Here is a 26,477-nt window from a genome sequence, read left to right as displayed (position 1 = left end):
ACCGTGATCACTGTGTGGGGCGGTCGCGCTGGGCTACGCGCAGTCCGCTGGCCTCGAGCCGTCGTACGAACTCGCGCACGCCAACTGGTTCTGCTCCGAGGGAGACGAGCTCTTCCCACATGCGAGCAGGCACGTCGTAGTGATCGAGGTCGAAGCCGCGGCGAGGGATGCCCGCGCGGTCGGCAAACTTGTGCAATTCCTCGAGGGAAGTGTCGCTGATGATGTGTGCCCAGACGGTGTTGTGGGCTGGCCAAATGGGCTGGTCGATCAACACGGTCATGTCGTGAGCCTAATTGACAGCGAATCACTAGGCGAAGGTTTTGACCCGGTGCCGCTTCGCAACGTACTATAGAGCCTGCTGCACCCGAGTTGTGGTTCCGATCGTTGAGATCGTAACCACTGTTGGTGTACACGTTCTCGTTTTCTTTTTCGTCGAGTCGTCAATCATGATTGATTCAGTCGAAAGCTACCGCAGCGTGTCGTTTGACCGGGAGTGCCCACGTCGAGTATTGTTGATCCTTGGCGTGTGCTGGGCAAAGCCCGCAGAATTCGCCACAAGCTTCAGTAGTTCTAGCTATTCAATCGTTAAGTAAGGGTCAAAAGTGGTTTACGCAGTTGTGCGCGCCGGTGGGCGGCAGGAGAAGGTAGAGGTCGGCACGATTGTCGTTCTCGACCGCATCGCAGCCGACAAGAACGGCAATGTTGAGCTCGCTCCAGTTCTGTTCGTCGACGGCGACAAGATCACTCATGACGCTAAGGCGCTTGAGAAGATCAAGGTTGTTGCCGAGGTATTGAACGATGAGCGCGGTCCCAAGATCGTTATCCAGAAGTTCAAGAACAAGACCGGCTACAAGGTTCGCCAGGGTCACCGTCAAGAACTGACCCGCATCAAGATCACCAGCATCAAGTAACTGCTGACGGACGTAAAGGACTTCTAGACAGATGGCACATAAAAAGGGCGCAAGCTCCACCCGTAACGGCCGCGACTCCAACGCTCAGCGCCTCGGCGTAAAGCGCTTCGGCGGCCAAGAGGTTCTCGCCGGCGAGATCATCGTTCGCCAGCGCGGCACCCACTTCCACCCCGGCGTCAACGTCGGCCGTGGCGGCGACGACACTCTGTTCGCTCTCGCACCGGGCGCAGTTCAGTTCGGCGCAAAGGGCGGCCGCAAGGTCGTCAACATCGTTTCCGCGTAACTTTCCGCGGCATTTCCACGCAGCCTGCTTGCAGGCACGCGTTACAGCGAAGAGCGAGCTTCGGCTCGCTCTCGCCATTTAAGATGGCACTACAGGCCAATCATCAGCTCACGAGAACAGGAGGAACCATTATGGCTTCGTTCGTCGACCAGGTAACCCTTCATCTCCTAGCAGGCCATGGTGGCAACGGCTGTGTTTCGGTCAAACGCGAGAAATTTAAGCCTCTCGCTGGCCCCGACGGCGGCAAAGGCGGTGACGGTGGAGACATCGTTGTCGTCAGTGACCCGCAGGTAACAACACTTCTTAACTACCACCGCTCGCCTCACCGCAAGTCTCAGCACGGTCAGCCAGGTCAGGGTGACCACAAGGCCGGCACCGCTGGAGCGGAGCTACTGCTTCCTGTTCCTGTCGGAACGCTGATCCGTGATGCTTCTGGTGAAGTTCTCATCGACATGGATGAACCGGGAATGCGACTGATCGTTGCTCCCGGAGGCCAAGGCGGACTCGGTAACGCTGCCCTGTCATCCACGAAGCGCAAGGCGCCCGGATTTGCTCTGCTTGGCACGCCCGGCTTCGAAGGTGACATTTACCTCGAGCTCAAAACTGTCGCCGATGTCGCGCTCGTTGGATACCCTTCTGCTGGCAAATCCAGCCTGATCGCTGCGATGAGTGCTGCCAAGCCCAAGATCGCTGACTATCCATTCACGACTTTGCACCCCAACCTCGGTGTGGTCGAGTCGGGAGAGGTCCGCTACACGATCGCTGACGTTCCCGGTCTCATCGAGGGCGCAAGCGAAGGCAAGGGACTCGGTCTTGAGTTCTTGCGCCACGTTGAGCGGTGTACTGCGCTCTTGCACGTTCTTGACTGTGCAACGTTGGAGCCCGGCCGCGACCCCATCACTGACCTCGACGTCATTCTTGGCGAGCTTGCTGCCTATCCTGTTCCCGAGGGACAGAAGCCCCTCCTGGAGCGCGAACAGATCATCGCGCTCAACAAGGTCGACGTTCCCGAGGGCAACGAACTCGCAGACATGGTGAAGGCCGAACTCGAAGGCCGCGGCTACCGCGTATTTGAAGTCTCGGCAGTGTCCCGCCACGGTCTCCGCGAACTTTCCTTCGCATTGGCGGCTCTCGTTCTCGCAGACCGGGAAGCTCGCATCGCCGAGCCTGTCAAGGAACGCATTGTGTTGCGCCCTCGCGCGGTTAACGCGAAAGATTTCGCGGTCAAGGTCGAGGGTGGCACGTACGGCAACGTCTACCACGTTGTCGGCGAAAAGCCCGAACGCTGGGTTGCACAGACTGATTTCGCCAACGAAGAAGCGGTGGGATACCTCGCCGACCGTCTCGCGCGCCTCGGCGTCGAAGATGACCTCTTCAAGGCGGGCGCTGTTCCTGGTTCGACCGTCCTCATCGGTGCCAACGGAGGCGTTGTCTTCGATTGGGAGCCGACGCTTTCCTCAGCCGCAGAGCTTATTGTCGCCCCGCGTGGAACTGACCCGCGACTCGACGACAATCCTCGTGAAACCAACCGCAGCCGTCGCCAGAACTACCTTGAGCGCATGGATGCCAAGGCCGCTGCCCGTGCAGAACTTGCCGGTGAGCGCGAAGCTGGCGTCTGGCAAGACGATGAAGGTTTCGCGATTCAGCGTGACGATGAGCCGGAGGATCGTGACTAACAAGCCCACAGTGCGTGCCGAGATCCCTCGTGCGCGCCGCATCGTTGTGAAAGTCGGCTCTTCGTCGGTTAGCGGTGCCAATGTGGGCCAGATCGGTGCTCTTGTTGACGCTCTCGTGTCAGCTCATGCCGCCGGAGCTGAAGTCATCCTTGTCTCATCCGGCGCTATCGCTACGGGAATTCCTTTCCTGAAGCTGGATGGTCGGCCTACCGACCTCGCGACTCAACAAGCCGCAGCAGCCGTGGGCCAGAACGTTCTGATCTACCGCTATCAGGAGAGCTTCGACCGCTACGGCGTCGTCGCCGCGCAAATCTTGTTGACGGCAGGGGATATGGAAAACCCCACCCACCACAGCAATGCTCAGCGCGCGCTCGAACGATTGTTGGGGCTGAAAATACTGCCCATCGTGAACGAGAACGACACAGTGGCAACTCACGAAATCCGTTTCGGTGACAACGACCGACTTGCGGCCCTCGTCTCCGTGTTGGTGCGCGCAGATGTGCTTGTGCTGCTTTCAGATATTGACGCCCTCTATACCAAGCCGCCGTCAGATCCCGGAGCCGAGCGGATTGACGTGGTTTCGTTCGCGAACGACCTCAGTCACGTCACCTTTGGTGACATCGGCGCTGCCGGTGTGGGCACGGGCGGCGCTGGGACAAAGGTTGCTGCAGCCAAGCATGCCGCTGCTGCTGGTATTCCCGTACTGCTCGCCGAAACGGGCAGCGTTGCTGCTGCGCTGGCGGGGGAGTCCATCGGCACTTGGTTTGAGGCTGACCCCACCGCTGTGTAGTGCACGTACCGTAACGTTCGATTGACCAAGGCACGCGCCGCTACACTCAGATCATGGGTGATTCAGCAGCAACCGCGCTCTCAATAGACGACAAACTCCAGGCCGCACGCGCCGCCTCGCGCACTCTTGCCACCGCCACCACGGTGCAGAAGAATGCCGCGCTAGAAGCGATCGCGGCGGGCGTTATAGAACACGCCGACCGGATTGTGGAAGCTAACGCGCGCGATCTTGAACGCGGCCAGAACGGCGGGATGACGGTCGGGCTTCAAGATCGCCTCCGCTTGACTCCGGAACGAATTGCACAGCTCTCCGCCGCGGTGCTAGAAGTTGTCGAACTTGCAGATCCTGTCGGCACAGTTGTGCGCGGCTCGGTGTTGCCCAATGGCCTGTCAGTGGCCCAAACACGGGTTCCTTTCGGGGTCATCGGCGCCATTTACGAGGCTCGACCCAATGTCACGATCGATATTGCTGCTCTCGCGCTCAAGAGCGGCAACGCTGTTCTGCTTCGGGGCGGTTCCGCTGCCGAAGACTCCAACCGCGTGCTTGTTGACGTGATTCAGACTGCACTGTCGAGCGTCGGTATCGATCCCGCATCCGTTCAAACGGTCGATGAGTTCGGCCGCGACGGTGCGAAGGCGCTGATGCAAGCCCGAGGCTTTGTTGACGTGCTCATTCCGCGCGGAAGTGCTCAGCTTATCCAGACCGTTGTCAATGAATCGACTGTTCCTGTAATCGAGACCGGTGCAGGAATTGTTCACATCTTCTTGGACGAATCTGCCGACGAAACCACCGCTGTTGAGATTGTGCACAACGCCAAGGTTCAGCGACCCAGCGTGTGCAACGCACTCGAGACGCTCTTGGTTCACGAAGCTGCCGCCGAACGACTGATTCCCGCGGTGCTCGCGCGCCTAGCTGAGGCCGGAGTCACGATTCATGCCGACGAGCGCACCAGAGAGTTGTTCCCCACCGCCGAGATCGCTGGCGATGACGCCTGGTCGATCGAACATTTGAGTTTAGATGTCGCGGTGCGGGTCGTCGCTGATCTCGATGCCGCTATCGAACACATTGATACCTACTCCACGAAGCACACCGAATCGATCATTACGAACGACCTCGCGAATGCAGACCGCTTTCTTGCTGAAGTGGATTCCGCAGTGGTCATGGTCAACGCATCCACTCGCTTCACCGATGGTGCAGAGTTCGGATTCGGTGCTGAAGTGGGTATCTCAACACAGAAACTGCACGCCAGGGGCCCAATGGGCTTGCCGGAACTGACGAGTACCAAGTGGGTTGTGCGCGGCAGCGGCCAAGTCCGCGGCTAGACTGTTATCGGTTTTGTGAATGGAGATCTGATGTCGATTTTTCTGAACGTTCTTGCATCGAGCGAAGAGCTCGCACCCCTCGTGCTGCCTGCGCTCGCTTTTCCGCTCATTGCGGCCGTGGTTCTTACCACTCTTGGTTTTGTTACCTGGAGCTTCCGTGATGTTGCTAACCGTCATGTAGCTAAGCCGGCGAAGGCTGGCGACGCTCACAACGCGGGCCACTAAGGCTTTTTTGTGACCGCCGAGACGGCGCCGCGGCGCGCCCGCATCGGCATCATGGGTGGAACCTTCGATCCCATCCACAATGGCCACCTTGTTGCGGCCAGCGAAGCTCAGCTTCAGTTCGACCTCGATCAGGTCGTATTTGTTCCCACCGGCAAGCCGTGGATGAAAGACACCGCGACGTCGGGGGAGCACCGCTACCTCATGACGGTCATTGCGACCGCGGCGAACCCAGTGTTCGATGTCAGCAGAGCCGACCTCGAGCGCGAAGGGGCGACCTACACAATCGACACCCTGCGCGACATGCGCAAAACCTATCCTGACGCCGATCTTTTCTTTATTACGGGTGCGGATGCCGTGGCTCAGATCATGGAATGGAAGGACGTTGACGAGGTCTGGACCCTCGCCCATTTCATAGCAGTTTCACGGCCAGGACACGCCTTAACTATTAGTGGATTGCCTGAGCAAGGCGTAAGCTCGTTAGAAGTGCCGGCGCTTGCGATCTCATCCACCGATTGCCGAAACAGGGTCAGTCGGGGTTACCCGGTCTGGTACCTGGTTCCGGATGGTGTCGTTCAGTACATCGCCAAGCACCACTTGTATCGGAGTAACTAATGACCACTTTTCACGATCCGCCGCCGCAGTCGCGCCGTGCGGCGCGTCAGAGTGAGCGCACCCACTCGTCCGACGAGCAGCCCACGGTTGAAGGCTTCACCACCTTCCCGTCGCAAGCCGACGACAACCAGATTTCTGACGCTACCGCGTCACCCCGCAGTGCGCCCTCGGCCCCACCAGCAGCGCCAGCTGCGACACCTGTCGCGCCTCCAGTAGCCCCGCAGTCTGCACCCGCTGCCTACCTTGCAGCGCCACCGCCCACGTTCACCGGCCAGAGTAATGCCGTTGCGCCTCCCGCCCCTGTTCCTTCGGCGCCGGATGCCTCCGCCGATGTGAGCCAACTGACGCGCCGTGAATTGCGTGAACTGCGTGCTCGCGAAGAAGTAGCCAATCAAACGGCCGCTGCTCCGGCTGCGCCCGCTTCGGCTGCGCCCGCTCAGGCTGCGCCCGCTCAGGCCGCACCGGCACCAGCTGCTCCTGCACAAACCGCGCCTGCTCAGGCCGCACCGGCACCAGCTGGCCCTACTTGGCCTGCAGCGTCCGCTTCACCCGTCGCTCCGGCCGCTCAGGCTCCTTCGGCACCAGCACCAGCACCAGCACCAGCACCGGCTTCAGCGCCTGCCGCTCGTCCGAGCTTGGCAGATCTCGCTGCGGCAGCGTCAGCAGCTTCGGCTGCTCCGGTCAAGCCAGCCCGATCGGTCGATGAACTGTCGTTCACATCTGATGCTCAGGCTTACATCGAGCCGCCGGCACTAGTTGATCCTCTGGCTGTTGTGCCCGAGGCCGCTTCCGCCGTTGCAGCGCCAACGGATGCGCTCAGCGCCTTCGAATCGCTGCTGGCTAACCCAGACGGCTCCGCTAAGGGCGCGCCTGCTCCGACAGCTCCGCGGTCGCCCTTGGCAAACCTTCCGGCGCCCAACGTCAACGCCGCGCCGCACACAGCGGCTGTGGCTGAGCCCGCCACTAAGGTGATGCCCGCCACGAAGCCCGAACAGGCCGGGAACCCTTCAGCTGCAGCACAACGTGTGCCGGCTCCGACGACGGAACAGCCACCGCGCCAAACCATCGAGGGGCTTCTTGGGCTCGACACCAATCCGCAGGCCGTAAAGCCTCTGGCTCCGTCCGCCCCAACGACGCCGATAGCCCAAAGCCAGACCACGCTGAGCAACGCCAGGGCAGAGTTCGACGAGCTAGCTCGCAAACGACTTGATGGCGACGTTGTGGCGTCAGCCGCCGCTGCGAAGGCTCCCGTTGCTCCAACAGCGAAGCCCACTGCAGCTCCGGCTATGCAGCAAGCTCCGGCTCCACAAACTCCTGCGGCGGCAAGTGCCCCACAGGCTCCCCAGGTCGCGCAAGTGTCAGCAGCGGCCGGTATTTCCATCGGACATTGGTCACAGCAAGCCACCGCCGCCGACACGGCGAGCGACGCGGTCGTCACGCGCACCATTAGCAGCGGAAGCAGCGCAACCAACGCTCTCGTCTTGCCGGCGATTCCGTTTGCTACCGACATCCGCGGTCCTCTGACTTCTAGCGGCGAAGCGATGCTCACGGGGTCGATTGACCTCCCAAGCACGCTCTCGGCGAGCGGGGTTTCTGACCGCTTCGACCGCGGAGACATCGATTCGCTGCTCGACCTCAATGACAGCGATATGGTCTCCACCGATTCGGCGCCCGTGCGTGCGGTGAAAGCCGTCAGCACCTTCTCGAATCAATCAGTCACACAGACACAGAAACCGAAGGGTACTCGTGCTCTGACGGTGTTGCTTATCTCGGCTGCGTCGATGGCTGTTGTCGTGGCAGGGTTGCTTGTGGCAGCCTTCGCCTTCAACATGTTGTAGGTTTAACTCTTTGCCTTCAGCTACTTCCGATTAAGGATCCTGTGACTGCTTCTCCTCGTGCCAACGAGCTACTTTCCATCGTCGCGCACGCCGCCGACGCCAAGCAGGCGACCGACATGGTTGCGCTCGACGTCACCGGTCCTATGCCTTACGCCGATATCTTCTTCCTCGCGACCGGTCGCAACGAACGTAACGTTCAGTCGATCGCCTCCGAGATCGAAGAGAAGATGATTGCCGCTGGCGCTAAGCCATTGCGCCGCGAAGGTCGTGCTGAGGGTCGCTGGATCCTGCTCGACTTCGGCCACGTCGTTGCGCACATCTTCCACGAAGAAGACCGCCTCTACTACTCGCTCGAGCGACTCTGGAGCGACTGCCCCGTCATCCCGATCACCATCACGCCCGTTGCCACAGACGTTGAGTCTGATTCGGAGTAACAAACTTCACACTTCGTAACCCAATTTGTGCGGGTTACGTCGTGCTGGTTTGCTTGTTTTAGCCGGGCAGTTCTACCCCGGGGCGACTCTCACCGGTCACCTTCTCTCACTGGGGTTTCATGATTACGCTCTCTTCCGTCACCAGGACCTTTGGTGACGCCGCGAATCCAGTTCGCGCCCTCGACGACGTGAGTCTCTCCGTCGCGAGTGGCGAGATCTTTGGGGTTATCGGCCAGAGCGGTGCAGGTAAAAGCACGCTCATCCGCACCGTCAACCTTCTCGAGCGGCCCGACTCGGGAACCGTCACGGTTGCCGACCGCGAACTCACCGCCCTGAGTGATCGTGAACTGCTCCAAGCGCGACGCGAAATTGGCATGGTCTTCCAGCAGTTCAATCTGCTCGATAGCCGCACCGTTCGTGGAAACGTTGAACTGGCTCTCGAGATTGTGGGCGTCGAGCGTCGCCAACGCACCGCACGCACGAATGAGATTCTCGAACTTGTTGGCCTTGAGCACAAAGCTCAGCAGTACCCGGCTCAGCTCTCGGGCGGTCAGAAGCAGCGAGTCGGTATCGCCCGTGCGCTGGCATCCCGCCCTCGGGTGTTGCTCAGCGATGAAGCGACTAGTGCGCTCGACCCCGAGACGACCGACTCGATCCTGCAGCTGCTGCGCAGTCTCAATAAAGAGCTCGGACTTACCATTTTGCTCATCACGCACGAGATGGATGTCGTCAAAAGCATTTGCGACTCTGCTGCGCTCATGAGTGGTGGCCGCATTCTCGAACACGGCCGTTTAGTCGACTTGCTGAGTCAACCAGGCTCGCAGCTGGCTCGTGGGCTCTTTCCGCTTGGCGAATTGCCAGCGGGCAACTCCACGGTCATTGACGTCACGTTTGTGGGCCTGTCTTCTGAGCGCCCGGTCGTAGCCCAGCTGGCTAGAACTCATCACCTTGATGTTGGTCTGCTCGGCGCTGCGATGGAAACTATCGGAGGCGCACAGTCTGGTCGTACGCGCCTTGAACTACCAGGAACTATCGAGCAGCACACTGCTGCGATTGATGACCTGCGAGCTCAGGGCCTCGTGGTTGAGATTGTGAGGAGCGGACGATGATTGATTCCACTGCTCCCGGCTTCTGGCCGCAGCTCTTCGAAACGCTCCTGAAGGCAACGGGGGAGACCCTCTACCAAGTGGGCGTCACGATGATCATCACGCTCGTGATCGGGTTGGCGCTAGGAACGCTGCTCGTGGTCACCGACCGCGGTGGCATCCTTGAACGCCCGTTCGGCAGCATCGTGGCCGGCCGCATCATCAATGCGGTTACGCAAACCGTGGTGAACCTAGGCCGCTCGATCCCGTTCATCATCTTGATGATCGCGCTCATCCCGTTCACCCGGCTGCTGCTTGGCTCGGCGTTTGGTGTCACGGCCGCGATTGTTCCGCTGACCGTGGCTGCGATCCCGTTCTACGCCCGTATCGTCGAGATCTCGTTGCGCGAAGTCAACGAGGGCCTTGTCGAAGCCGGTCACTCGCTCGGTGCGACGCGCTGGCAGCTCGTCTCTAAAGTGATCATTCCTGAGGCTGTTCCTGGCCTCATCCGTGGCTTTACAACGACAGTGGTGTCGATTGTGAACTACTCCGCCATTGTGGGCGCGATTGGTGGTGGAGGTCTGGGTGACGTTGCTATTCGCTACGGACACCAGCGCTACAGCGTCATCCACATTGTTGCGGTCATCATCGTGTTGGTGGCGATTGTGCAGATCGTTCAAGTGGTCGGCGCGCGCCTGGCCAACCGAATGTCTCACCGCTGACGCGGTCGGCGGCTTACCCCCACGTAGTTCTCTTTTATCCCATCTGTTTCACCCTTCACCAAAGGATTAGTAATGTCACGCTCCAAATTCTTCTCACTCTCGACCGTTGCCGCCGCTGGCGTGCTCGCTCTCACGTTGGCCGGATGCTCGGCTCCTGCTGAGGAAGCAGCCCCCACTGATGGAACCCTCGGTTCGCTGACCGTTGGCGCCACAGCAACGCCCGCTGGCGAAATCGTTCAGTTCGTGATCGACAGCGGACAGGCTGAGGCTGCTGGCCTTGAACTCGACATTGTTGAGTTCACCGACTACACGACACCGAACCCCGCACTGAGCGAGGGCAGCCTCGACGTCAACCTGTTCCAGCACGAGTCATTCCTCGACCTGTACAACGAGAACACAGGCGACAACCTCTTCGTTGTCGGTCAGGTTTACCTCCCGCCGTTGGCCCTGTACTCGAAGACCGTTGACGAGCTTGCTGACCTGCCTGACGGTGCCAACATTGCGCTGCCGAACGATGCTAGCAACGAGGGCCGTGCGCTTCTGCTGCTTGCGGATGCCGGTCTCATTGAAACCACGGATGCCCCGTCGACCGTGTCGGACATCACCGCCAACCCCAACGACTACAACTTCATCGAGATTGACGCAGCGAGCCTGCCGTCCGCTCTTGATGATCAAGATGCTGCGATCGTGAACTTCAACTACGCGGGCGCTGCCGGACTCTCGGGTGACCTGCAACTCGTCACCGAGGGCACCTCGAGCATTTACTACAACACGCTCGTTACGCGCGATGAGCTCAAGACTGATCCTCGCGTGCTCGAGCTCTACGAGCTGTTGACTTCTGACGAGACGAAGGCGTACATCAACGACTTCTACGCCGGACTCGTTATTCCTGTTTCCTAGTCGCGAGGCGGTCGCGCGCCGCGTGAACTGCACTTCGCTGTGAAAGGGCGGTCGTCATCCATCGGGATGTCGGCCGCCCTTCACTCTTTCCCCACAATTTTCGGAGACAATTGGCTGGGAATCGCTCAGATGGTTCTGGATGCGCCAAGCGTGTAGTAATCTTGACAAGTTGCGTTTTCGAAAGAAAACAAAACAGATGGGTCCATGGCGCAGCCCGGTAGCGCACCTGCATGGCATGCAGGGGGTCAGGGGTTCGAATCCCCTTGGATCCACCATCTAGCCCCGCAATCGTAAAGATTGCGGGGCTTTTTCGTTGTGCAGGCGGCGTGGCTAGGAAGACTCTGGGCTTCCCCATTGACGATTCCAAGAATCGCTTCCTAGCGTGGGGCACGTGATTACAACGGGGGAGCTGCACGCCACCGCCACGAAATCGGTGGGGCAACCGTTCGTCCATCACAAGGGCCGCGTTCACTCACACCCACGTTTGGTGTGGATGCTGATAGCCCTCTTCCATTTTCTGGGAGTCGCTCTCCTGGTCCCGGTAGGAATGGGCAGTGGGGGTGCGGCAGCTGTCGGCATTGGCGTCGCAGCGTATCTTCTCGGACTTCGACATGCGTTCGACCCGGATCACATCTTGGCCATCGACAACTCTGCGCGCATTGCGGTCGGTCAGGCAAAACCGAGCGCAATGCTGGGCTTCTTTTTCTCGCTAGGACACGGCACGATCGTGTTCGTTGCTTCGGCTATCGCGATCGTTGGTCTCGCTCTTTCTGGCGCCTCGGGGACAGCGTCTGCGGAGTCGGCGAGCTTTTCGGTGTTGCCGGACGGCACCGGCATTGCAGGCACAATTTCGGGTTCTTTTCTCGTGCTCGTGGGCGTCATGAACGCAGCGATCAGTGTGAGGATAGTCCGCTCTCGGCGTCGCGCGCGAAACGAATCCGCGCGCGAACCTGCTCCACGCCCGAAAGCACGGGGCGTGCTCTGGCCTGTGCTCGCGCGCCTAGTAGGCACGGCGCCTCGGCCAGGTCGTATGTACGTGGTGGGCCTATTATTCGGACTCGGTCTGGATACAGCGGCATCGGTGACGCTGCTTATCGTAGCGAGCTCCTCGTCGGCCTTTTACGGGGTAGTCGGACTGAGCGTGTGCCTTCCGATTCTTTTCTTGGCAGGCATGAGCCTGGGCGATACCGTGAGCGGAGATCTCGCGACGCGGGCCTACCGCTGGGCCAGCAATGACACGAGGCGGCGCGAAGTCGTTGACCTGTTACTCACCGGAGTGTCTGCTGCTGCTGCGCTCGTTCTCGGTGGCTTCATTCTTGCCACTGCGGGCATGATCGGGTTGGTTACGCTGGCCATCGTCGTGGCCTCGGGTTCAGTGGCACTCCTGGCTTCACGACGTCGGGGCAAGCGGACTGAAATCTATCGTCGGCAGCAACGAGCTGAATCGACTCTCACGGTTACCTACGAACGATCAGGAGCTGCAACGCCATGAACGAGCACATCCATCCCCATGAGCACGTACACCCTCACGAACACGCTCATCCCCACGAGCATCCGCATCCGCACGAACACGTCCACCCCCACGAGCCACGAACCACCGGGCTCTCTCGGCGAACACTCTTGGGCGCGGGTGGACTGAGCATCGGCGCACTCCTTCTGGCCGCGTGCGCCGCTCAACCAGCGGAGATCACGGCAACGGCGGAGACGAGTCCCACGCCGCTACCATCCGAAAGCGCGGGAGCTGGCTTGCCCGGATTCGACGAATTTGCGTCGACGGTGAACACCTTTGTGAGCGGGGACTATTGGATGGTCGAAAGCAACGGCCTCCCCGCCCACAACATGATGGAAGGCATCACAAGTTGGCAACAGCAATTCCCCTTTCCCCAGCCGTTTTCCGGTGACAATGCGTTTCGGCTCCCGGTGTCTCCGTCGCTCGCGCAGACACCGGTGTCAGCAAGAACCGGCCTCTTTAGCGGCGCCATCGCCCTTGCGGTCAATGGAGTGCCTATCTTCAATGCACTGAACAACCGCGGGGATGACGCGCTGTTGGCCGGCGAGCTCGACGAATGGGGCGGTCACTGCGGCAAGGCCGATGACTATCACTACCACGTGGCTCCGCTCCATCTCGAGAGCGCTGTGGGGTACGCGAAGCCGATTGCCTACGCGCTTGACGGCTATGCGATCTACGGCTCGTTGGAGCCTGACGGTTCCGCTCTTCAGCCGCTCGACGACTACAACGGGCATCCTGATGAGAGCGCGGGTTATCACTATCACGGCACCGAAACGTATCCGTATATCAACGGCGGTCTGGTGGGCGAAGTGACCGTCACGAATGACGCCGTGGACCCACAGCCGCACACAACCCCGGCGCGCCCTGCCGGTGAGCCCCTCCGCGGGGCGGTCATCACCGATTTCGAAACTGTCGAACCGGGTAGCTACAGGCTTACTTTCGAGCTGGATGGCGAGTCCAGCGTTATCGCGTACACGGTCACCGACACGACGGTCACCTTTGATTACTCGGAGACGATCGGAAACTCCGGGACGGAAACCTTCTCTCGCTAGCTTTTCGGCTTGTGCATCGGTCTTCAGCCAGAGGACGACTCCGATTATTCGAAGGCTACTCGTGCGGCAACTCCCGCGGCATCGTCGTAGCCGTTAGCCTGAGCGAGAACGATCTGGAGAGCGTCGCGTGAAGTAACCGCAGCCGGCGTGCATCCATCTGAACGTTGAGACGAATGGATTACGCGCCGATGCACGAAGTTACCTGCCCTCACTGTGGCAAAGCGTTCACGATAGATGAGGCTGGCTATGCCGACATCGTGAAGCAGATTCGCGACCGTGAGTTCGAGAGCGAACTGCACGAGCGACTGGAGTCTGCCGAGGCAACGAAGAAGGCCGAGATCGAGCTTGCCGAGGCGAAGATTGCCCGTGATTTACAGGCGGAGGCGTCGAAGAAGGATGCCGCCATCCAAGAGCTCAAGGCACAGCTGGATGCGGGCGCTGTTGCCCAGAAGCTCGCGGTTTCCGAAGCATTGAGTACTGTGCAGGCCGAGCGCGATTCTCTGGCGAATGAGCTTGAGAAGACGCAGCGGGAGCGTCAGGCTGCGGCCGATCTTGCCGAGGCCAAGCGGGTCAATGAGTTGCAGAAGGCGACTGCCGAGAAGGAAGCCGAAATTCAGTTGCTGAAGTCGAAGCTCCAGGCAGCAGGCTCGGAGCAGCAGCTGGCGCTTTCGGCAGCGGTAGGCGCCGTGGAGAAGGAACGCGACGGGCTCAAGGGCACGCTCGAGCGGGTGGAGCTGGAGAAGAAGCTCGCCGAGACATCGATGAAAGACAAGTATGAGACCCAGATCAAGGATCGCGACGATGCGATTGAGCGACTGCGCGACATGAAAGCGCGGCTCTCCACGAAGATGATCGGTGAGACGCTCGAGATCCACTGTGAGACCACGTTCAACCAGATTCGCGCTACAGCCTTCCCGCGCGCCTACTTTGAGAAAGACAATGACGCTCGCAGCGGCAGCAAGGGCGACTACATCTTCAAAGAAGCGGATGAATCGGGCACCGAAATCGTGTCGATTATGTTCGAAATGAAGAACGAAGCCGACACGACGGCGACCAAGAAGCGCAACGAAGACTTTTTGAAAGAACTCGACAAGGACCGCAACGAAAAGGGCTGCGAGTACGCCGTGCTGGTGTCGTTGCTTGAGCCCGAAAGCGAGCTCTATAACTCTGGAATTGTGGATGTCTCCCACCGCTACCCGAAGATGTATGTCGTGCGCCCGCAATTCTTTATTCCGATCATCACGGTTCTCCGCAACGCGGCGCTTAACTCGCTCTCCTACAAGAATGAGCTTGCGCTCGTGAAAGCGCAGAGCATCGACGTAACCAACTTCGAAGAAGAGTTGGACTCGTTCAAATCAGGCTTCGCGCGCAACTTCGATCTGGCATCCCGCAAGTTTCAGACCGCGATCGATGAGATCGACAAGTCGATCGATCACCTGCAGAAGACCAAGGATGCGTTGCTCGGCACCAACCGCAACCTGCGTCTCGCGAACGACAAGGCTCAGGATGTGACCATCAAGAAGCTCACCAAGGGCAACCCGACGATGGCCCAGAAGTTCTCCGACCTGAACAAGCTCGACAGCTAAAGTTCGAAGCGACGCCTGCTTTCGACTGGAGGTAGGTCCGCCTCAGGGCAGTGCAGAGATAGGCTCAGTTCTACAAAGGAGATTCTGTGACCGATAACACCGTTGCCCCGCCCGCAGGGTGGTATTCCGACCCTAGCGACCCCACACTGAGCCGGTGGTGGAACGGCACTACGTGGACTGAACACTCTGCTCCGAAAGTGGCTGCGCCCTCCCACGTAGTGGCGATAGCGCCCCGCAAAGACGTCGCGATTACGTATCTGCTGGCTCTCCTTTTGACAGGATTCGCGGCCCATTACTTCTACCTCGGGCGGATCGGCAGCGCGATTGGCTTCCTCGCGTTGTGGTGGATCGGGATCGCTACCGCAGCGATCTACATTGGCTTTGTGCTCATCGCGGCTGCCTACGTTTGGCTGATCGTTGATCTATTCTTGATCCCCAGCTATGTCCGCGCCTACAACGCGAAAGCCCTCGCGCGCTAGCGTGTGACTCGAGGCTCAGCTCACGCTGGAGTCGGGCCGTGCCATTAGCGGCTGCGACTAGCGAGTAGCGACAGGTGTCGTCGGCGGCGCCGACGCTGTCTTGCGCACCTTCGCCTTGAACCACGCGGTGTCGGGCACACGAGCCAGCAGTGGGCCCGCAATGATCGTCATGAGTACATAGGCGGTTGCCAGCGGCGCGAGAAGGGGCTCGATGCCGGCTCCGACGGCTAGCCCGGCGATTACAATGGAAAACTCTCCACGGGGAGTGAGGGCAAGACCAGTGCGCCAGCGGCCTGGCACTGCGATTCCGGCACGCTTCGCTGCCATGTAACCCGAAAACGCTTTTGTGCCGATGGTCAGCACCGCGAGAGCAAATGCCGGTAGCAGTACAGGGATGATGTCTGCGGGTGACGTTGAAATCCCGAAGAAGACGAAGAAGACAGCAGCGAAGAGGTCACGCAGGGGAGTGATGAGCTGTGCCGACTGATGGGCCACTGGCCCGGAGATGGCGATACCGACTAAGAATGCGCCGACGGCAGCAGAAACGTTCACCGCCTCAGCAAGGCCTGCAACGAGCATCGTGAGCCCGACCACACCCAGCAGCAATGCTTCAGCATTTTTCTGGGGGAGCAAGCGGGACAGAACGCGTCCGTGGCGGAGCGCTATATAAAGAATCGTGACGACAACGGCGACGGCGATCGCCACAGTGATGGCGCCCTGCATGAGACCGGCACCGATCACGAGTGCCGACAGCACGGGAAGGTAGAACGCCATCGCTAGGTCTTCCATCACCAAAATCGACAGGATGACCGGGGTTTCTCGGTTTCCGAGGCGACCAAGGTCGCGCACCACCTTGGCGATAACACCGGAGGATGAGACCCACGTCACTCCGGCTAGAGCGACCACTGCGGCCGGTTCCCAACCCAAAAGAATCGCGAACAGCGCGCCAGGAAGAGCGTTGAAGACGCCATCCAGAATTCCCGAAATGCGCGACGTCTTGAGATTCGACATGAGTTCATCGGCCGAGTACTCCAGCCCCAACATCGCGAGCAGCAAGATCACGCCAATTTGCGAGCCCACCTCGAAGAACTCTTCGCTAGCTTGCAGTGGAAGAAGCCCACCTTCGCCGACAGCGAGACCGGCGAGGAGGTAAAGAGGGATCGCGGAAAACCCGAAGCGTGCGGCAACTCTGCCGAGCATGCTGAGTACGAGCAGGAGAGCGCCAACCTCGATGAGTAGCTGCGTCGTCTCATGCATACGCGGCGCTTAGCTTGGGCCGTTATTGATGAGCTTGCCCAGTGCGTCGAGACCCTGACGAGTACCCACCGCGACGATGACATCACCGGTCTCGAAAATAACTTCGGGACCGGGCGATGCGACAACGTCATTGCCTCGCACGATGGCAACGATCGATGCACTCGTGAGAGTGCGAGCTTTCATATCTCCCATGGGGTGCCCCACGAAGTCGGAGCCGTTAGGCAGCGAGATCTCTTCGTTGAACAACCCTTCGGCTTTCTCGCCGAGTGCCGACAAGCGACTGAGAGTGAGAGACGACCCGAGAACTTCCGCGATGGCGGAGGCTTCGTCGTCTGTCAACGAGATTGACGCAGCGTTGGAGTCGGGGTCGTCAGCGTTAAAGAAAGCGAGGTCGCGCTCACCTGAACGCAGCGAAACCACGCTGACGCGGCATCCTGAACCCGTAATGACGTCGTTGCGTACGCCAAACCCGGGAAGGTCGATTCGTTCGATTCTTACGCCCACAGTTCCAACTTACTCATTCGATTGCGGCTAATAGTCCAGCGAGCAGCCTACGCCTGTTAGGCGGCTACGCCATACTTTTTCATGGAGGTCTCGACAATGGTCAAACCTTCGAGGCCCGGCATGCGCGAAATATGTTCGTCGAGCTTGCGGATCTCTCGCAGTCCATCTTCGCCCGAGAACAAGTGGCCCATCACGTGCGTGACTTCTTCGGCCGGCATGATGCTCGAACCCACTGGCCCCCAGGCACCCTTGAGCGCGAAACGCGCAAGGACTTGCGCTTTCTTGCTCTTGGCAAGCCGCTCACGAGCTTGGGTCGCATAGAACGCAACGTGACGTGCCTCTTGCTTCGCAATGCGGCGAAGCAATTCCGACAGCACGGGATGTTTCTCCATGTCGGCAAGGCGGTTGTAAGCGGCAACAGCCGACCATTCATTCGCTGCGCCCCAAATCATGTGCACAGCAATGAAGTCTTTGCCAATCACGTTGCCGAGTACGGACTGTTTGATCGGGTCGAGGCGGTCTTTCCAACCGAGCTTGAGGCGCGTGGCCTTGAGCTCGTCATAGTCAAGAGTGACGTCGTGCGCGCCGAGCACCTTCGAGAGCGCTTCGCCGTGCCAGAACTCTTCACGGTTCCACATCGTCATAAACGCGCTGACATCGACCTCCTTGTGGGAAGGCGTGACGAGCAGGTCTCGCAGGTAGCAGACCGTGTGGTACTCGACATCCGCCATGTAGCGCAGGCTGCGCAGCGTGGAGTCGGGCAGCGGGTTGCGCTCGAACTCGCTGAAGTCGAGGTCGCCCCACTGAACCTTCTTAGAGGTGGACGTGTAGCGATCAATATCAAATGCCATGAGATGTGGGAACTAGCTCGACGGCGTCGAGTTCTGTTCCTCTCCTTCCGTGTTCGCAGTGGCCGCGGCGCGAGGTCGCGGGATGCGGGAGTTAGGGGAGCGGCGCTTCCAGTCGAGCACATTCCAGCGCTTCTCTTGAGCGTGCTTATAGAGGTTGACGTCGGGATTTACCGCATTGGCGTGTCCCAGAAGCTGAAGCCAGCGCATATCGGCATGACTGTCGCCGTAACCGTAGGACTGGCTGAGGTTGAAGCCATGCTGGTCGGTGTAGTGCAATAGCCACGCCGCCCGAGCTTCGTCGACGAGGGGCGGATCAGCCAAGAATCCCGTGAGAACACCGTCACGTTCGTGCATCCGGCCCGCAATCACCTCATCGAAGTACGGCAAGAACGGAGTCACGACGAGATCCATCGTGCCGGTGACGAGGATGGTGCGGTGGCCGGCATCGCGATGTTCCTGAACGCGACGCAGCGCATCCGGCATCACCCGGCGCATCATCGCTCGGCCGAAGCTTCCGCGAACCATGCGTTCGATTTCGGCGACTTTGAAGCCCTCGTAGCGACGCATGAAGGTGCGAATGAATTCACCGCGGTCACGACGTTCGGCCCGCACGTACTTGCGCAACGAAAAGGTGAAATCGGCCAAGTCGTGCACTACCTTCGACCGCGGAACGGTGCCGCCCCACAGCAGCAAATACTGCTTCACGAGGTTGGAGTCGACGACTGTTCCCTCGAGGTCGAAAACAGCGACGACATCCGTGCGCTCGGGCAATTTCTTAGCCGTGCGTGCTTTCGCAGCCGGTCGATTGGCGAACGCCCTGGTGAGGGTGGTGATCGCAGGAAAATGTACCTGCTGAAAGTAGGTTTCCCAGTCGATATCGGTCACATCGAAACGCGCGCTTTCCTCTGAGGTCGCGGGCAGCGATGCCAGCAGCTCCCGGGTGTTCGCGTCGTCGAAGATGATCTCCGTCTGCACGTAGGCCCGGTAGAGATTCGTAAAGCCGCGCAGCACCTCAAGCTGGTGCTGGCCGCTCTTGACGTCGTCGAGCCAGCGGCGCGTGCGTGGAGTGGTCGGCAGTTTTGCGATGACGCCTTCAGCGCGAGCCGCTTGACGTTCACGCTTGACGAGAGCCTTTTCGACTTTGAGACCGCCGGGGAATCGCCAGAGCGGAACGGCGATCTCGCCGTCCTCGGCCGGCAGCGGATTGGCGGTGAAATACGCATTGACGTTCTCATACATGCGGTGGAACGGCAGGGGATTGCTCGCTCCTGAACTCACGTGGTAGTACTTCGGCGCCTCAGGATCCGACTTCGTGGCCGCAGCCGCGAGAGCGGCGTTGACCACGAAGTCCACCGGGATGACATCAAGGATGGAGTCGGGCAGTCCCGGGAAGTCCGGCAACTGGCCGCGCCCGTACGCCAAGATCAGCGGATCGGCGACCTTGAAGCCGTCGATCCAGCCAGGGAAGGGATGCCGCAGCGCACTCTCAATAATGGATGGGCGAACGACCGAGAGGCGGTGTCCCGCTTGAGCCCACATCTCTTCGGCGACGCGCTCCGCGAACGCTTTGGTGAGCGTATAAACATCGGTCCAGCCCAGGCTCTCTGCGCGCATGCGGCCATAGTCGACGAGTCGATCGTGCACCCACTCGGCGCGAGCGGCCTCGGTGAACTGCGCGACCGCTTGCGGACCTGCCTTACCGTGACGCGCTTTAGCTGCGGTGAGCTGTGCGCGCAAGGCTTCTGGTTGGCGGGATTCAAACTCAACGCGCGATCGAGCGGTACGAGCAGCGTCGTACTCGGCGCGCCAATCAACGTCGTGCACAAGAGAAGCTTCAGGAACGATGCCCTTGCGAATGCCGCCGACATACGCGGTGGAGATATGCACAACGTGTGGCCGTGACTTGCTCGCGAGCAGCGCCGAGTAAATGCCGTTCGCTCCGCCAACATTGGTGTCGAAGGCTTCATCGATGGGCGGATCAAACGAGACAGTGGATGCACCATGGATGACGACGTCGATGTCATCGGGCAGCGTGCCAACATCCGTCAAGCTGCCTTCGATCACGGTGACGCGACGGGCGACTTGAGCGAGTGCCTCCTCTTTGCCGATGGATTCCATCCACTTCCCGAACACCGGCTTACGCATGAGGTTAGTGAGGCGACCTTCTCCGGTCGTTGACCCTTTACCGCGCACAAGAATCGAAATGCGGGTGTCGGGATGGCTCGACAGCAGTCGTTCCAAGATGGCTTGCCCGACGAAACCAGTGGCCCCGGTAAGGAAGACGTGCTCGTTGGTGAGGGCGGTAATGGTCGTCATTTGGCGGCTGCCCTTGTCATGAGGTTGAGATTTGCCTGACCAGCGAGGGAATCGATGAGGGCGTCAATCTGGGGGAGGGTCTCGGGGGAACTGTGAAAGAGGTACTCAAAAAAGAACTCGGTGTTGGCGCTCGGCTCGGCACGCGCCCCAATCGGCCACGGGGTCTTGGCTAGTCGTTTGCGGGTGACCTTCTGAGCGCGCTTGGACTCGGCGAGCCGGTGTCGAGCTTGCGCCTCGAAGAAGGTCAGCTGGCGTTCTTTCGTCGCCACAATGCGGGCAACGGTGTCGGCGAGCTGAGGATGCGGATCGAGCTCGACAACCCGGCGGTATGCCGCCTGCATGAGCCACTCGTCCACGGTTCCCAGAGAAGTATGAACGGCGATCATCGGCAGCCCGACGATATTGGCCACAATCGACTCGCGGATCGTGCGCTCAACCGGTGTCTTGAACGGTGCGCGATCGGCGTCGGCTCCATCGTGAGCGCGAATGATCTGATCGAGGGCATCCGCGATCCAATACTTCTCGAACGCCCACGTAATGAGGAACGCGGTAACGCGAGAATCTTTGTGCGTCGCGGTCACGAGTACGCTGCGCAGGTGCGTCATCGTTCCGCGTTCTACGACATGCAGATACCGCAGCGCGCGCAGCGTTTCGGGGTTCAATTTCTGATCGTCGTACGCGTTCAGTTCTAAGACATCCCGGTAGCTGGCCTCGGCTTCATCGGCGTATTTGCGCACGTTGAAGTCAGGTGCCGGTATAGACATATTGTCGAGAGCAATCTCAAGTGCCTGAGGCATAGTGCTACTCCGCTCGTGGCTGTTGTGGGCGGCTGGCTGTGGTCAAGTGTAGTTCGCGGAGGGCTCGTTGGTCCTGACTTCGGTGCGAGTCGTACCGTAGTCTTGGCACCATGGCAACAGCGCTCATCACTGGCGGCACCTCGGGAATCGGCGCGGAATTCGCACGCCAATTGGCGCATGCAGGCACCGATCTAGTTCTAGTCGCACGCAACGAGGACCGTCTCACGCGCACCGCCGCTGTCCTCAGCGCCACCTTCGGAATATCTGTTGAGACGATCAGCGCCGACCTCGCCGATCGTACTGACGTGAGCCGCGTCGCTGAGCGCTTGACCGATCTCGCACGCCCCATCGACCTGTTTGTGAATAACGCAGGCTTCGGCGTACATGCGAAACTGACGGACCCCGCGGCGGCATCCGTGCACGAACATGCCTTCGACGTTATGTGCCGGGCTGTCTTGCTTCTCGGCGGAGCAGCGGGGTACGCCATGAGAGAGCGGGGCACAGGCTCAATCATTAATGTCGCGAGTATCGCTGGTCTCGTCACGATGGGGTCGTACTCCGCGATTAAGGCCTGGGTCGCTTCGTATAGCCAAGGACTCTCGGTCGAGTTGCGAGGCTCAGGGGTAACGGTGACCGCCCTCATGCCCGGCTGGGTAGTAACGGAGTTCCACGAACGTGCCGGCATCCGCACGTCCTCGATTCCTGACTTTATGTGGATGGATGCCGCAATCCTCGTGCGGGGCGCACTGCGCGATGCATCTCGCGGCAAGGTCGTATCCATACCTACTATTCGGTACCGACTCATCGGATGGTTTGCCCGACATTTGCCGCAATCGACAATTCGCTCTATTTCGGCCAAGATTTCTTCAAGCCGAAGCGACGAGGGTTCCGAACCACGTGGCGTGAAAGATTCCATCGAATGACTCGCAGGTTTGACCGCTTTACGTCGCCGCTAGTGGCGTGCGCGCGCTTTGTCGCGCAGCGAGGGCTCCTCAAGCCCGTGGTCTGGTCTCTCGTCACAGTGACCGTCGTGGGCACCGAGCACATCGCGCGGTTCACCCAGCCGTTTATCGTCGTCGCGAATCATTCAAGCCATTTGGATGCTCCGCTCATCATCGGAGCGCTGCCCCGCGCCCGTGCCCGCTACCTTGCCGCCGGTGCGGCAGCGGACTATTTCTTTGAGATGTGGTGGCGAAAGTGGCTCACGACGCTCTTTTTCAACGCTTTCGCCATCGAACGCAATTCGGAGGGCAAGCGAGCGGGCGCATCTCGTGCGCTGCTAGAGCGTGGAGTTCCGCTGCTCATTTTTCCGGAGGGCGGTCGCACGCGCGAAGGTGCGCTTGGGCGCTTCATGCCAGGGGCTGCTGCGCTTTCCATCGCCACGTCGGCACCGTGCTTGCCTATCGCTCTCGTGGGAGCATCGGCCGCAATGCCGCGTGGCTACAACTGGCCTAAGCCTGGCCGCCTCCCCGTCACGGTAGTCTGTGGCGAATTAATGTACCGCGAAGGTTCTGAAACACCCGAGAAATTCTCTGTGCGATTGGCTGCCGCCGTGCGCGAATTGCATGAAACAGTTCAGCCAATGCCAACCGCATTGTCGAAGGGATCAAGATGACCGCTGTAAAGCACATGAAGTGGTGGGGCTGGGGCAACGAAGGCGTCGGTTTTCACCACGAAGACAAGCCCGGTTTTGCTCCCTTCGTGCACTATGCAGTCGGGCTCGATCTCGACAGTGCCGTGCGCGCGGGTGAGCCTTCGTTCGAAGAACTCAACGTGCCCAAGAGCACAGCGGCGGCGCCGTTCGTTAAAAAGCTTGCGAAAATCGTCGGCGACGAGAACGTAACGCGTGATGACATGGTTCGCGTCATCCACACCTATGGAAAGAGCCTGCGAGACCTCGTTCGCATTCGCAGCAACGCAATTCTGCGTAGCCCGGACGTTGTGGTGTATCCGGGCGATGAGAGCGAAGTGCAAGCCATAGTGGATGCCGCTGTCGCTGCCAATGCTGTCATCATCCCCTTTGGTGGCGGAAGCAACATCGCTGGCAGCCTCGAGCCGCTTCCTGCCGAGAAGCGTGTCGTCATTTCGCTCGACCTCGGACGCCTTCGCGAAGTCATCGCGGTCGATGAGGCAGCAGGACTTGCCCGCATTCAAGCGGGTGCTCAGGGCCCTGACCTCGAAGAACAACTCAATGCTCAAGGCTGGACAATCGGTCACTTCCCCGACAGCTTTACTCACTCTACGGTTGGCGGTTGGGTTGCGACGCGTTCTTCAGGAATGCAGTCAGACAAATACGGCGACATTGCCGACATCACTCGTGGTCTTCGCGTCGTACGGCCCGGTGGCGTTCTGGTGTTGCGGCCGTTACCGAGCACCTCAAGCGGTCCAAGCGTGCGGGAGATGATTCTCGGCAGCGAAGGGCGACTCGGCGTGATCACCGAAGTTACTGTTCAGGTGCACCGCATTCCCGAGAAACGCGATGTTTACGCGTACTTCTTCCCCAATTGGAAGTCGGGTATCGCGGCAATGCAAGCTATTGCCGAATCGGACGCCACACCATCCATCACCAGAATTTCTGATGCCAAAGAGACCGGCTTCTCCCTCGCCACGAGCAAGACACGCACCGGCTTTAGCAAGTTCACCGCCGAGACCGCACTGCCCAAAATTATGACCGCCAAGGGCTGGAACCTTGACGACATTTGTCTGTCGTTTATTGGCTTTGAGGGCGAAGCATCGCACGCCAAACGTCAGAAGAGCCTTGTCGACAAAATCGTTAGCAAACACGGTGGAATGGGCGTAGGCACGGGGCCGGGCATCCTCTACGACCAGAAGAAGTTCGACACTCCTTACTTGCGCGACTTCTTGCTCGACATGGGAGCTGCCGGCGATGTTTCCGAGACGGCGACCCCATGGTCGTCGGTCGTGAAGCTCCATGCGGCAGCACACAAAGCCGCAAACGATGCCTACGATTCCCTCGGCACCAAGGGCTGGATCATGTCGCACATGTCGCACTCGTATCACTCGGGAGCGTGCCTTTACTTTACCTTCGCATTCGCGTTCGGCGATGACCCCATGGGGGAGTACGACACGGTAAAGCGTGCGATTCAGCAGTCTTTCGTTGACAACGATGGCACCATTTCGCACCACCACGGCGTCGGTGTAGAGCACTCGCCCTGGCTTGAACAAGACATTTCCACCGAGGGCGTCAAAGTCATGCAGGGTCTGTTCGACGCTGCCGACCCAGGATCGCACTTCAACCCTAGCAAAGTCACGCCCGCAGAGCTCGCCGGCACGGTTTCGGCGCCAGTGAAGAGGGCACCGGTAGCAACGACTCCTGTGGAGAAAGCGCCGGCGAAGGCGAAGCCCGCTACTGCAACGAAGGCAGCAGCAAAGACCTCGGCAGCAAAGACGGCGGCGCCTGTCGCGAAGAAGGCCCCCGCTAAGTCAAAGACGGGAGCCGCAACGAAGTCGCCAGCGAAGAAAGCCCCAGCGAAGACCTCCGCGACTGCGGCAACAAAGGCGCCAGCAACGAAACCGCCAGCAACAAAGGCGCCAGCAAAGACGGCGCCTGCGAAGGCTACCGCGAAGAAGTAGCCCGCGGGCGCGGTGCCGGAGGAGGTGGCACTTCTTTGGCTGCAATCACCTGAGCGAGCTCGATCGTCTCGAGCCCGCGCTTTGTCGCAACGACGCAGCGGGCGTCATCGGCGAGATGAAAATAGCCGAGCGAGTCTGTTGCGCGTCCATCATCGATGAGGTGGCGAACAACAACCCGCGTACCGCTCGCGGTCGCCTTCAGAAACTCGGCCGGGGTCACCATGAGCTCTTGTCGTAGTCCTTCAAGAAGATGCCAAACAGATCTTCGCCGTCCTCGCCGCGCACGATGGGGTCATAGACCCGGGCCGCACCGTCGACGAGGTCGAGCGGCGCATGAAAGCCCTCTTCTGCCAACCGCACCTTGGTGGGGTGGGGGCGCTCATCCGTAATCCAGCCGGTGTCGACGCTCGTCATGAGAATGCCATCGCTCTCGAACATCTCGCGAGAACTCGTGCGGGTGAGCATGTTGACGGCGGCTTTGGCCATGTTGGTGTGGGGATGCCCTGGACCCTTGTAGCCGCGACCGAAGACGCCCTCCATCGCTGACACGTTGACGATGTATTTGCGGCGAGCGGTGGACGATGCCATCGAAGGGCGCAACATCGAGATCAGCACGAACGGCGCCGTGGTGTTCGCGAGCTGAACTTCGAGCATCTCCAGCGGGTCGACCTGATCGACATGCTGGGTCCACGAGTTGATCGAGTCGAGGTCGGGAACGAGCCCGCCCGCATCGATTGCCGTTCCAGCAGCAAGGCGCTCAAGGGAACTCGAGCCGGCCGTCATCGCTTGCTCAGTGAGTTCTTCCGCGCGCGTCGCGGCCGCGGCCAAAATCGGGTGAGCGGATACCGACTGGGCGAGCGCCTGCGGGTGAGGATCGTTGGTGTGGCCAAAGGTCGTGAGCTCGGGCAACGGGCCATCGGGCAGCGGTGCTAGCTCGCCGTCGACGAGCGGCTGGTAGGCACCGGGGGAGCGGCGCACCGTCTGAGTCGCATTGTTAATCAGGATGTCGAGCGGGCCCTGGGCAGCAACCGATTCGGCAAGCCCGATCACCTGAGCGGGATCGCGAAGGTCGATTCCGACGACACGGAGCCGGTGCAGCCAGTCTGCCGAATCGGGAAGGCTCGAAAAGCGACGAACGGCATCCCGAGGAAAGCGGGTCGTGATGGTGGTGTGCGCGCCATCCCGCAGCAAACGCAGCGCGATGTACATGCCGATCTTGGCGCGGCCACCCGTGAGCAGGGCACGCTTGCCGGTGAGGTCGGTGCGGGCGTCGCGTTTGGCGTGATTGAAGGCGGCGCAACTGGGGCACAACTGGTGGTAGAACGAATCGACGGTCGTATACGGCTGCTTGCAGATGTAGCAGGGGCGCGCCTTGATCAGCTCGCCCGCCGTCGGCGCTTCAGTATTCGTTGAAATCGGGATTCCGCGAGTCTCATCATCGATGCGGTCAGCGGCGCCCGTGGCGGTTGCCGCAATCACTTCGCGGTCGGCATCGGCGATGGCGGCACGTTTCTCGAGGCGGCGCTCTTTCTTGACGGCCTTGAACATGGCGGCGGTAGCGCGGCGCACCGTCACGAAGTCGGGGTGCTCCTCGTCCATGCTTGCCATCTGGCTGAGCACCTTGAGAGTGGTTTCAAGTTCAACCGGATCCACAACGTTAGCGTCGGGCTCGGGGAGATCACTGGAATTAGGCACACCCAATTCTACCCGCGCCACTAGCTCTCCCTACCTCA

The 26,477-nt window shown here is 60.2% G+C and carries 27 protein-coding genes and 1 tRNA gene; 20 read left to right on the top strand and 8 right to left on the bottom strand.

What is annotated here, in order from left to right:
• Positions 1–7: 7 nt before the first annotated feature.
• Positions 8–280 (bottom strand): DUF4031 domain-containing protein, encoded by a 273-nt coding sequence (locus I6E56_RS02805; RefSeq protein ID WP_197135889.1) that lies wholly within the window; start codon positions 278–280, stop codon positions 8–10.
• 322 nt (positions 281–602) lie between these two features.
• Between I6E56_RS02805 and rplU the strand changes: the two genes are divergently transcribed.
• The 17 genes from rplU (at position 603) to I6E56_RS02720 (ending at position 15,425) form a co-directional block, all read left to right on the top strand.
• Positions 603–911, top strand: a complete 309-nt coding sequence (gene rplU, locus I6E56_RS02800) for a 50S ribosomal protein L21 (protein ID WP_009772527.1) — start codon at positions 603–605, stop codon at positions 909–911.
• Positions 912–942: 31 nt separating this feature from the next.
• Positions 943–1,194 carry a 50S ribosomal protein L27 gene (gene rpmA, locus I6E56_RS02795; protein ID WP_197105879.1) on the top strand — a complete coding sequence of 84 codons (252 nt, stop codon included), beginning with the start codon at positions 943–945 and terminating at the stop codon, positions 1,192–1,194.
• 131 nt (positions 1,195–1,325) lie between these two features.
• Positions 1,326–2,870 carry a GTPase ObgE gene (gene obgE / locus I6E56_RS02790; protein ID WP_197135887.1) on the top strand — a complete coding sequence of 515 codons (1,545 nt, stop codon included), beginning with the start codon at positions 1,326–1,328 and terminating at the stop codon, positions 2,868–2,870.
• On the top strand, positions 2,863–3,660 hold the full coding sequence (proB, locus tag I6E56_RS02785; RefSeq protein ID WP_307842741.1) for a glutamate 5-kinase: 798 nt from the start codon (positions 2,863–2,865) through the stop codon (positions 3,658–3,660). The genes obgE and proB overlap by 8 nt, the downstream gene beginning before the upstream one ends.
• A 53-nt stretch (positions 3,661–3,713) precedes the next feature.
• Positions 3,714–4,982, top strand: a complete 1,269-nt coding sequence (locus I6E56_RS02780; protein ID WP_197135885.1) for a glutamate-5-semialdehyde dehydrogenase — start codon at positions 3,714–3,716, stop codon at positions 4,980–4,982.
• A 30-nt stretch (positions 4,983–5,012) separates the two neighbouring features.
• On the top strand, positions 5,013–5,207 hold the full coding sequence (locus I6E56_RS02775) for a hypothetical protein (RefSeq protein WP_197135883.1): 195 nt from the start codon (positions 5,013–5,015) through the stop codon (positions 5,205–5,207).
• 9 nt (positions 5,208–5,216) lie between these two features.
• Positions 5,217–5,819: a nicotinate-nucleotide adenylyltransferase gene (nadD, locus tag I6E56_RS02770; RefSeq protein WP_197135881.1), complete on the top strand. Its 603-nt coding sequence runs from the start codon at positions 5,217–5,219 to the stop codon at positions 5,817–5,819.
• Positions 5,819–7,657 carry a hypothetical protein gene (locus I6E56_RS02765; RefSeq protein WP_197135879.1) on the top strand — a complete coding sequence of 613 codons (1,839 nt, stop codon included), beginning with the start codon at positions 5,819–5,821 and terminating at the stop codon, positions 7,655–7,657. Before nadD ends, I6E56_RS02765 begins: the two co-directional genes overlap by 1 nt.
• 41 nt (positions 7,658–7,698) lie before the next feature.
• Complete coding sequence (gene rsfS, locus I6E56_RS02760; protein WP_197135877.1) at positions 7,699–8,091, top strand: ribosome silencing factor; 393 nt, start codon at positions 7,699–7,701, stop codon at positions 8,089–8,091.
• 119 nt (positions 8,092–8,210) lie between these two features.
• Positions 8,211–9,200 carry a methionine ABC transporter ATP-binding protein gene (locus I6E56_RS02755; protein ID WP_197135868.1) on the top strand — a complete coding sequence of 330 codons (990 nt, stop codon included), beginning with the start codon at positions 8,211–8,213 and terminating at the stop codon, positions 9,198–9,200.
• Entirely contained in the window at positions 9,197–9,898 is a 702-nt protein-coding gene (locus I6E56_RS02750; protein ID WP_197124307.1) for a methionine ABC transporter permease, read from the top strand. The genes I6E56_RS02755 and I6E56_RS02750 overlap by 4 nt, the downstream gene beginning before the upstream one ends.
• Positions 9,899–9,970: 72 nt before the next feature.
• The gene (locus tag I6E56_RS02745; protein WP_197135866.1) at positions 9,971–10,798 is read left to right on the top strand and encodes a MetQ/NlpA family ABC transporter substrate-binding protein; all 828 of its coding nucleotides are present in this window, start codon (positions 9,971–9,973) and stop codon (positions 10,796–10,798) included.
• Between the two features lie 198 nt (positions 10,799–10,996).
• Positions 10,997–11,073 (top strand) — tRNA-Ala (locus I6E56_RS02740).
• Positions 11,074–11,189: 116 nt separating this feature from the next.
• Complete coding sequence (locus I6E56_RS02735; RefSeq protein WP_197135864.1) at positions 11,190–12,290, top strand: hypothetical protein; 1,101 nt, start codon at positions 11,190–11,192, stop codon at positions 12,288–12,290.
• Positions 12,287–13,360, top strand: coding sequence for a YHYH protein (locus tag I6E56_RS02730; protein ID WP_197135862.1), 1,074 nt, complete (start codon positions 12,287–12,289; stop codon positions 13,358–13,360). The genes I6E56_RS02735 and I6E56_RS02730 overlap by 4 nt, the downstream gene beginning before the upstream one ends.
• Positions 13,361–13,533: 173 nt before the next feature.
• Entirely contained in the window at positions 13,534–14,946 is a 1,413-nt protein-coding gene (locus I6E56_RS02725; RefSeq protein ID WP_255529365.1) for a DUF2130 domain-containing protein, read from the top strand.
• An 86-nt stretch (positions 14,947–15,032) separates the two neighbouring features.
• On the top strand, positions 15,033–15,425 hold the full coding sequence (locus tag I6E56_RS02720) for a DUF2510 domain-containing protein (protein ID WP_197135861.1): 393 nt from the start codon (positions 15,033–15,035) through the stop codon (positions 15,423–15,425).
• A 57-nt stretch (positions 15,426–15,482) separates the two neighbouring features.
• Here I6E56_RS02720 and I6E56_RS02715 read toward each other — a convergent pair whose 3' ends face one another.
• Genes I6E56_RS02715 through I6E56_RS02695 form a run of 5 tightly spaced genes read right to left on the bottom strand, consistent with a single transcriptional unit; the run spans position 15,483 to position 21,150 of the window.
• Complete coding sequence (locus I6E56_RS02715; protein ID WP_197135860.1) at positions 15,483–16,682, bottom strand: cation:proton antiporter; 1,200 nt, start codon at positions 16,680–16,682, stop codon at positions 15,483–15,485.
• Positions 16,683–16,691: 9 nt separating this feature from the next.
• Positions 16,692–17,186: a cation:proton antiporter regulatory subunit gene (locus I6E56_RS15275; RefSeq protein ID WP_197135859.1), complete on the bottom strand. Its 495-nt coding sequence runs from the start codon at positions 17,184–17,186 to the stop codon at positions 16,692–16,694.
• 56 nt (positions 17,187–17,242) lie between these two features.
• Positions 17,243–18,037: a ferritin-like domain-containing protein gene (locus I6E56_RS02705; RefSeq protein ID WP_197135858.1), complete on the bottom strand. Its 795-nt coding sequence runs from the start codon at positions 18,035–18,037 to the stop codon at positions 17,243–17,245.
• Positions 18,038–18,049: 12 nt separating this feature from the next.
• Complete coding sequence (locus I6E56_RS02700) at positions 18,050–20,353, bottom strand: SDR family oxidoreductase (RefSeq protein ID WP_197135857.1); 2,304 nt, start codon at positions 20,351–20,353, stop codon at positions 18,050–18,052.
• On the bottom strand, positions 20,350–21,150 hold the full coding sequence (locus tag I6E56_RS02695) for a hypothetical protein (RefSeq protein WP_197135855.1): 801 nt from the start codon (positions 21,148–21,150) through the stop codon (positions 20,350–20,352). The genes I6E56_RS02700 and I6E56_RS02695 overlap by 4 nt, the downstream gene beginning before the upstream one ends.
• Positions 21,151–21,260: 110 nt before the next feature.
• Here I6E56_RS02695 and I6E56_RS02690 point away from each other — a divergent pair, with 110 nt between their 5' ends.
• Genes I6E56_RS02690 through I6E56_RS02680 form a run of 3 tightly spaced genes read left to right on the top strand, consistent with a single transcriptional unit; the run spans position 21,261 to position 24,744 of the window.
• Entirely contained in the window at positions 21,261–22,073 is an 813-nt protein-coding gene (locus I6E56_RS02690; RefSeq protein WP_197135853.1) for an SDR family oxidoreductase, read from the top strand.
• A complete protein-coding gene (locus I6E56_RS02685) occupies positions 22,070–22,765 on the top strand; it encodes a 1-acyl-sn-glycerol-3-phosphate acyltransferase (RefSeq protein WP_197135851.1) in 696 nt (231 codons plus the stop codon). Before I6E56_RS02690 ends, I6E56_RS02685 begins: the two co-directional genes overlap by 4 nt.
• A complete protein-coding gene (locus tag I6E56_RS02680; RefSeq protein WP_307842736.1) occupies positions 22,762–24,744 on the top strand; it encodes an FAD-binding oxidoreductase in 1,983 nt (660 codons plus the stop codon). Before I6E56_RS02685 ends, I6E56_RS02680 begins: the two co-directional genes overlap by 4 nt.
• Here the strand turns inward: I6E56_RS02680 and I6E56_RS02675 are convergent.
• Together I6E56_RS02675 and I6E56_RS02670 are read right to left on the bottom strand one after the other, a co-directional pair.
• Positions 24,728–24,967 (bottom strand): hypothetical protein, encoded by a 240-nt coding sequence (locus I6E56_RS02675; protein ID WP_197135849.1) that lies wholly within the window; start codon positions 24,965–24,967, stop codon positions 24,728–24,730. The genes I6E56_RS02680 and I6E56_RS02675 overlap by 17 nt on opposite strands.
• Positions 24,961–26,439: an SDR family oxidoreductase gene (locus tag I6E56_RS02670; protein WP_197135847.1), complete on the bottom strand. Its 1,479-nt coding sequence runs from the start codon at positions 26,437–26,439 to the stop codon at positions 24,961–24,963. The genes I6E56_RS02675 and I6E56_RS02670 overlap by 7 nt, the downstream gene beginning before the upstream one ends.
• Positions 26,440–26,477 lie beyond the last annotated feature (38 nt).

Origin of the sequence: Salinibacterium sp. NK8237, from assembly GCF_015864955.1 — a bacterium.
Taxonomy (GTDB): Bacteria; Actinomycetota; Actinomycetes; order Actinomycetales; family Microbacteriaceae; genus Rhodoglobus.
Note: the sequence above shows the minus strand (reverse complement) of the source record. Positions and strands in the feature narration are given on the sequence as shown.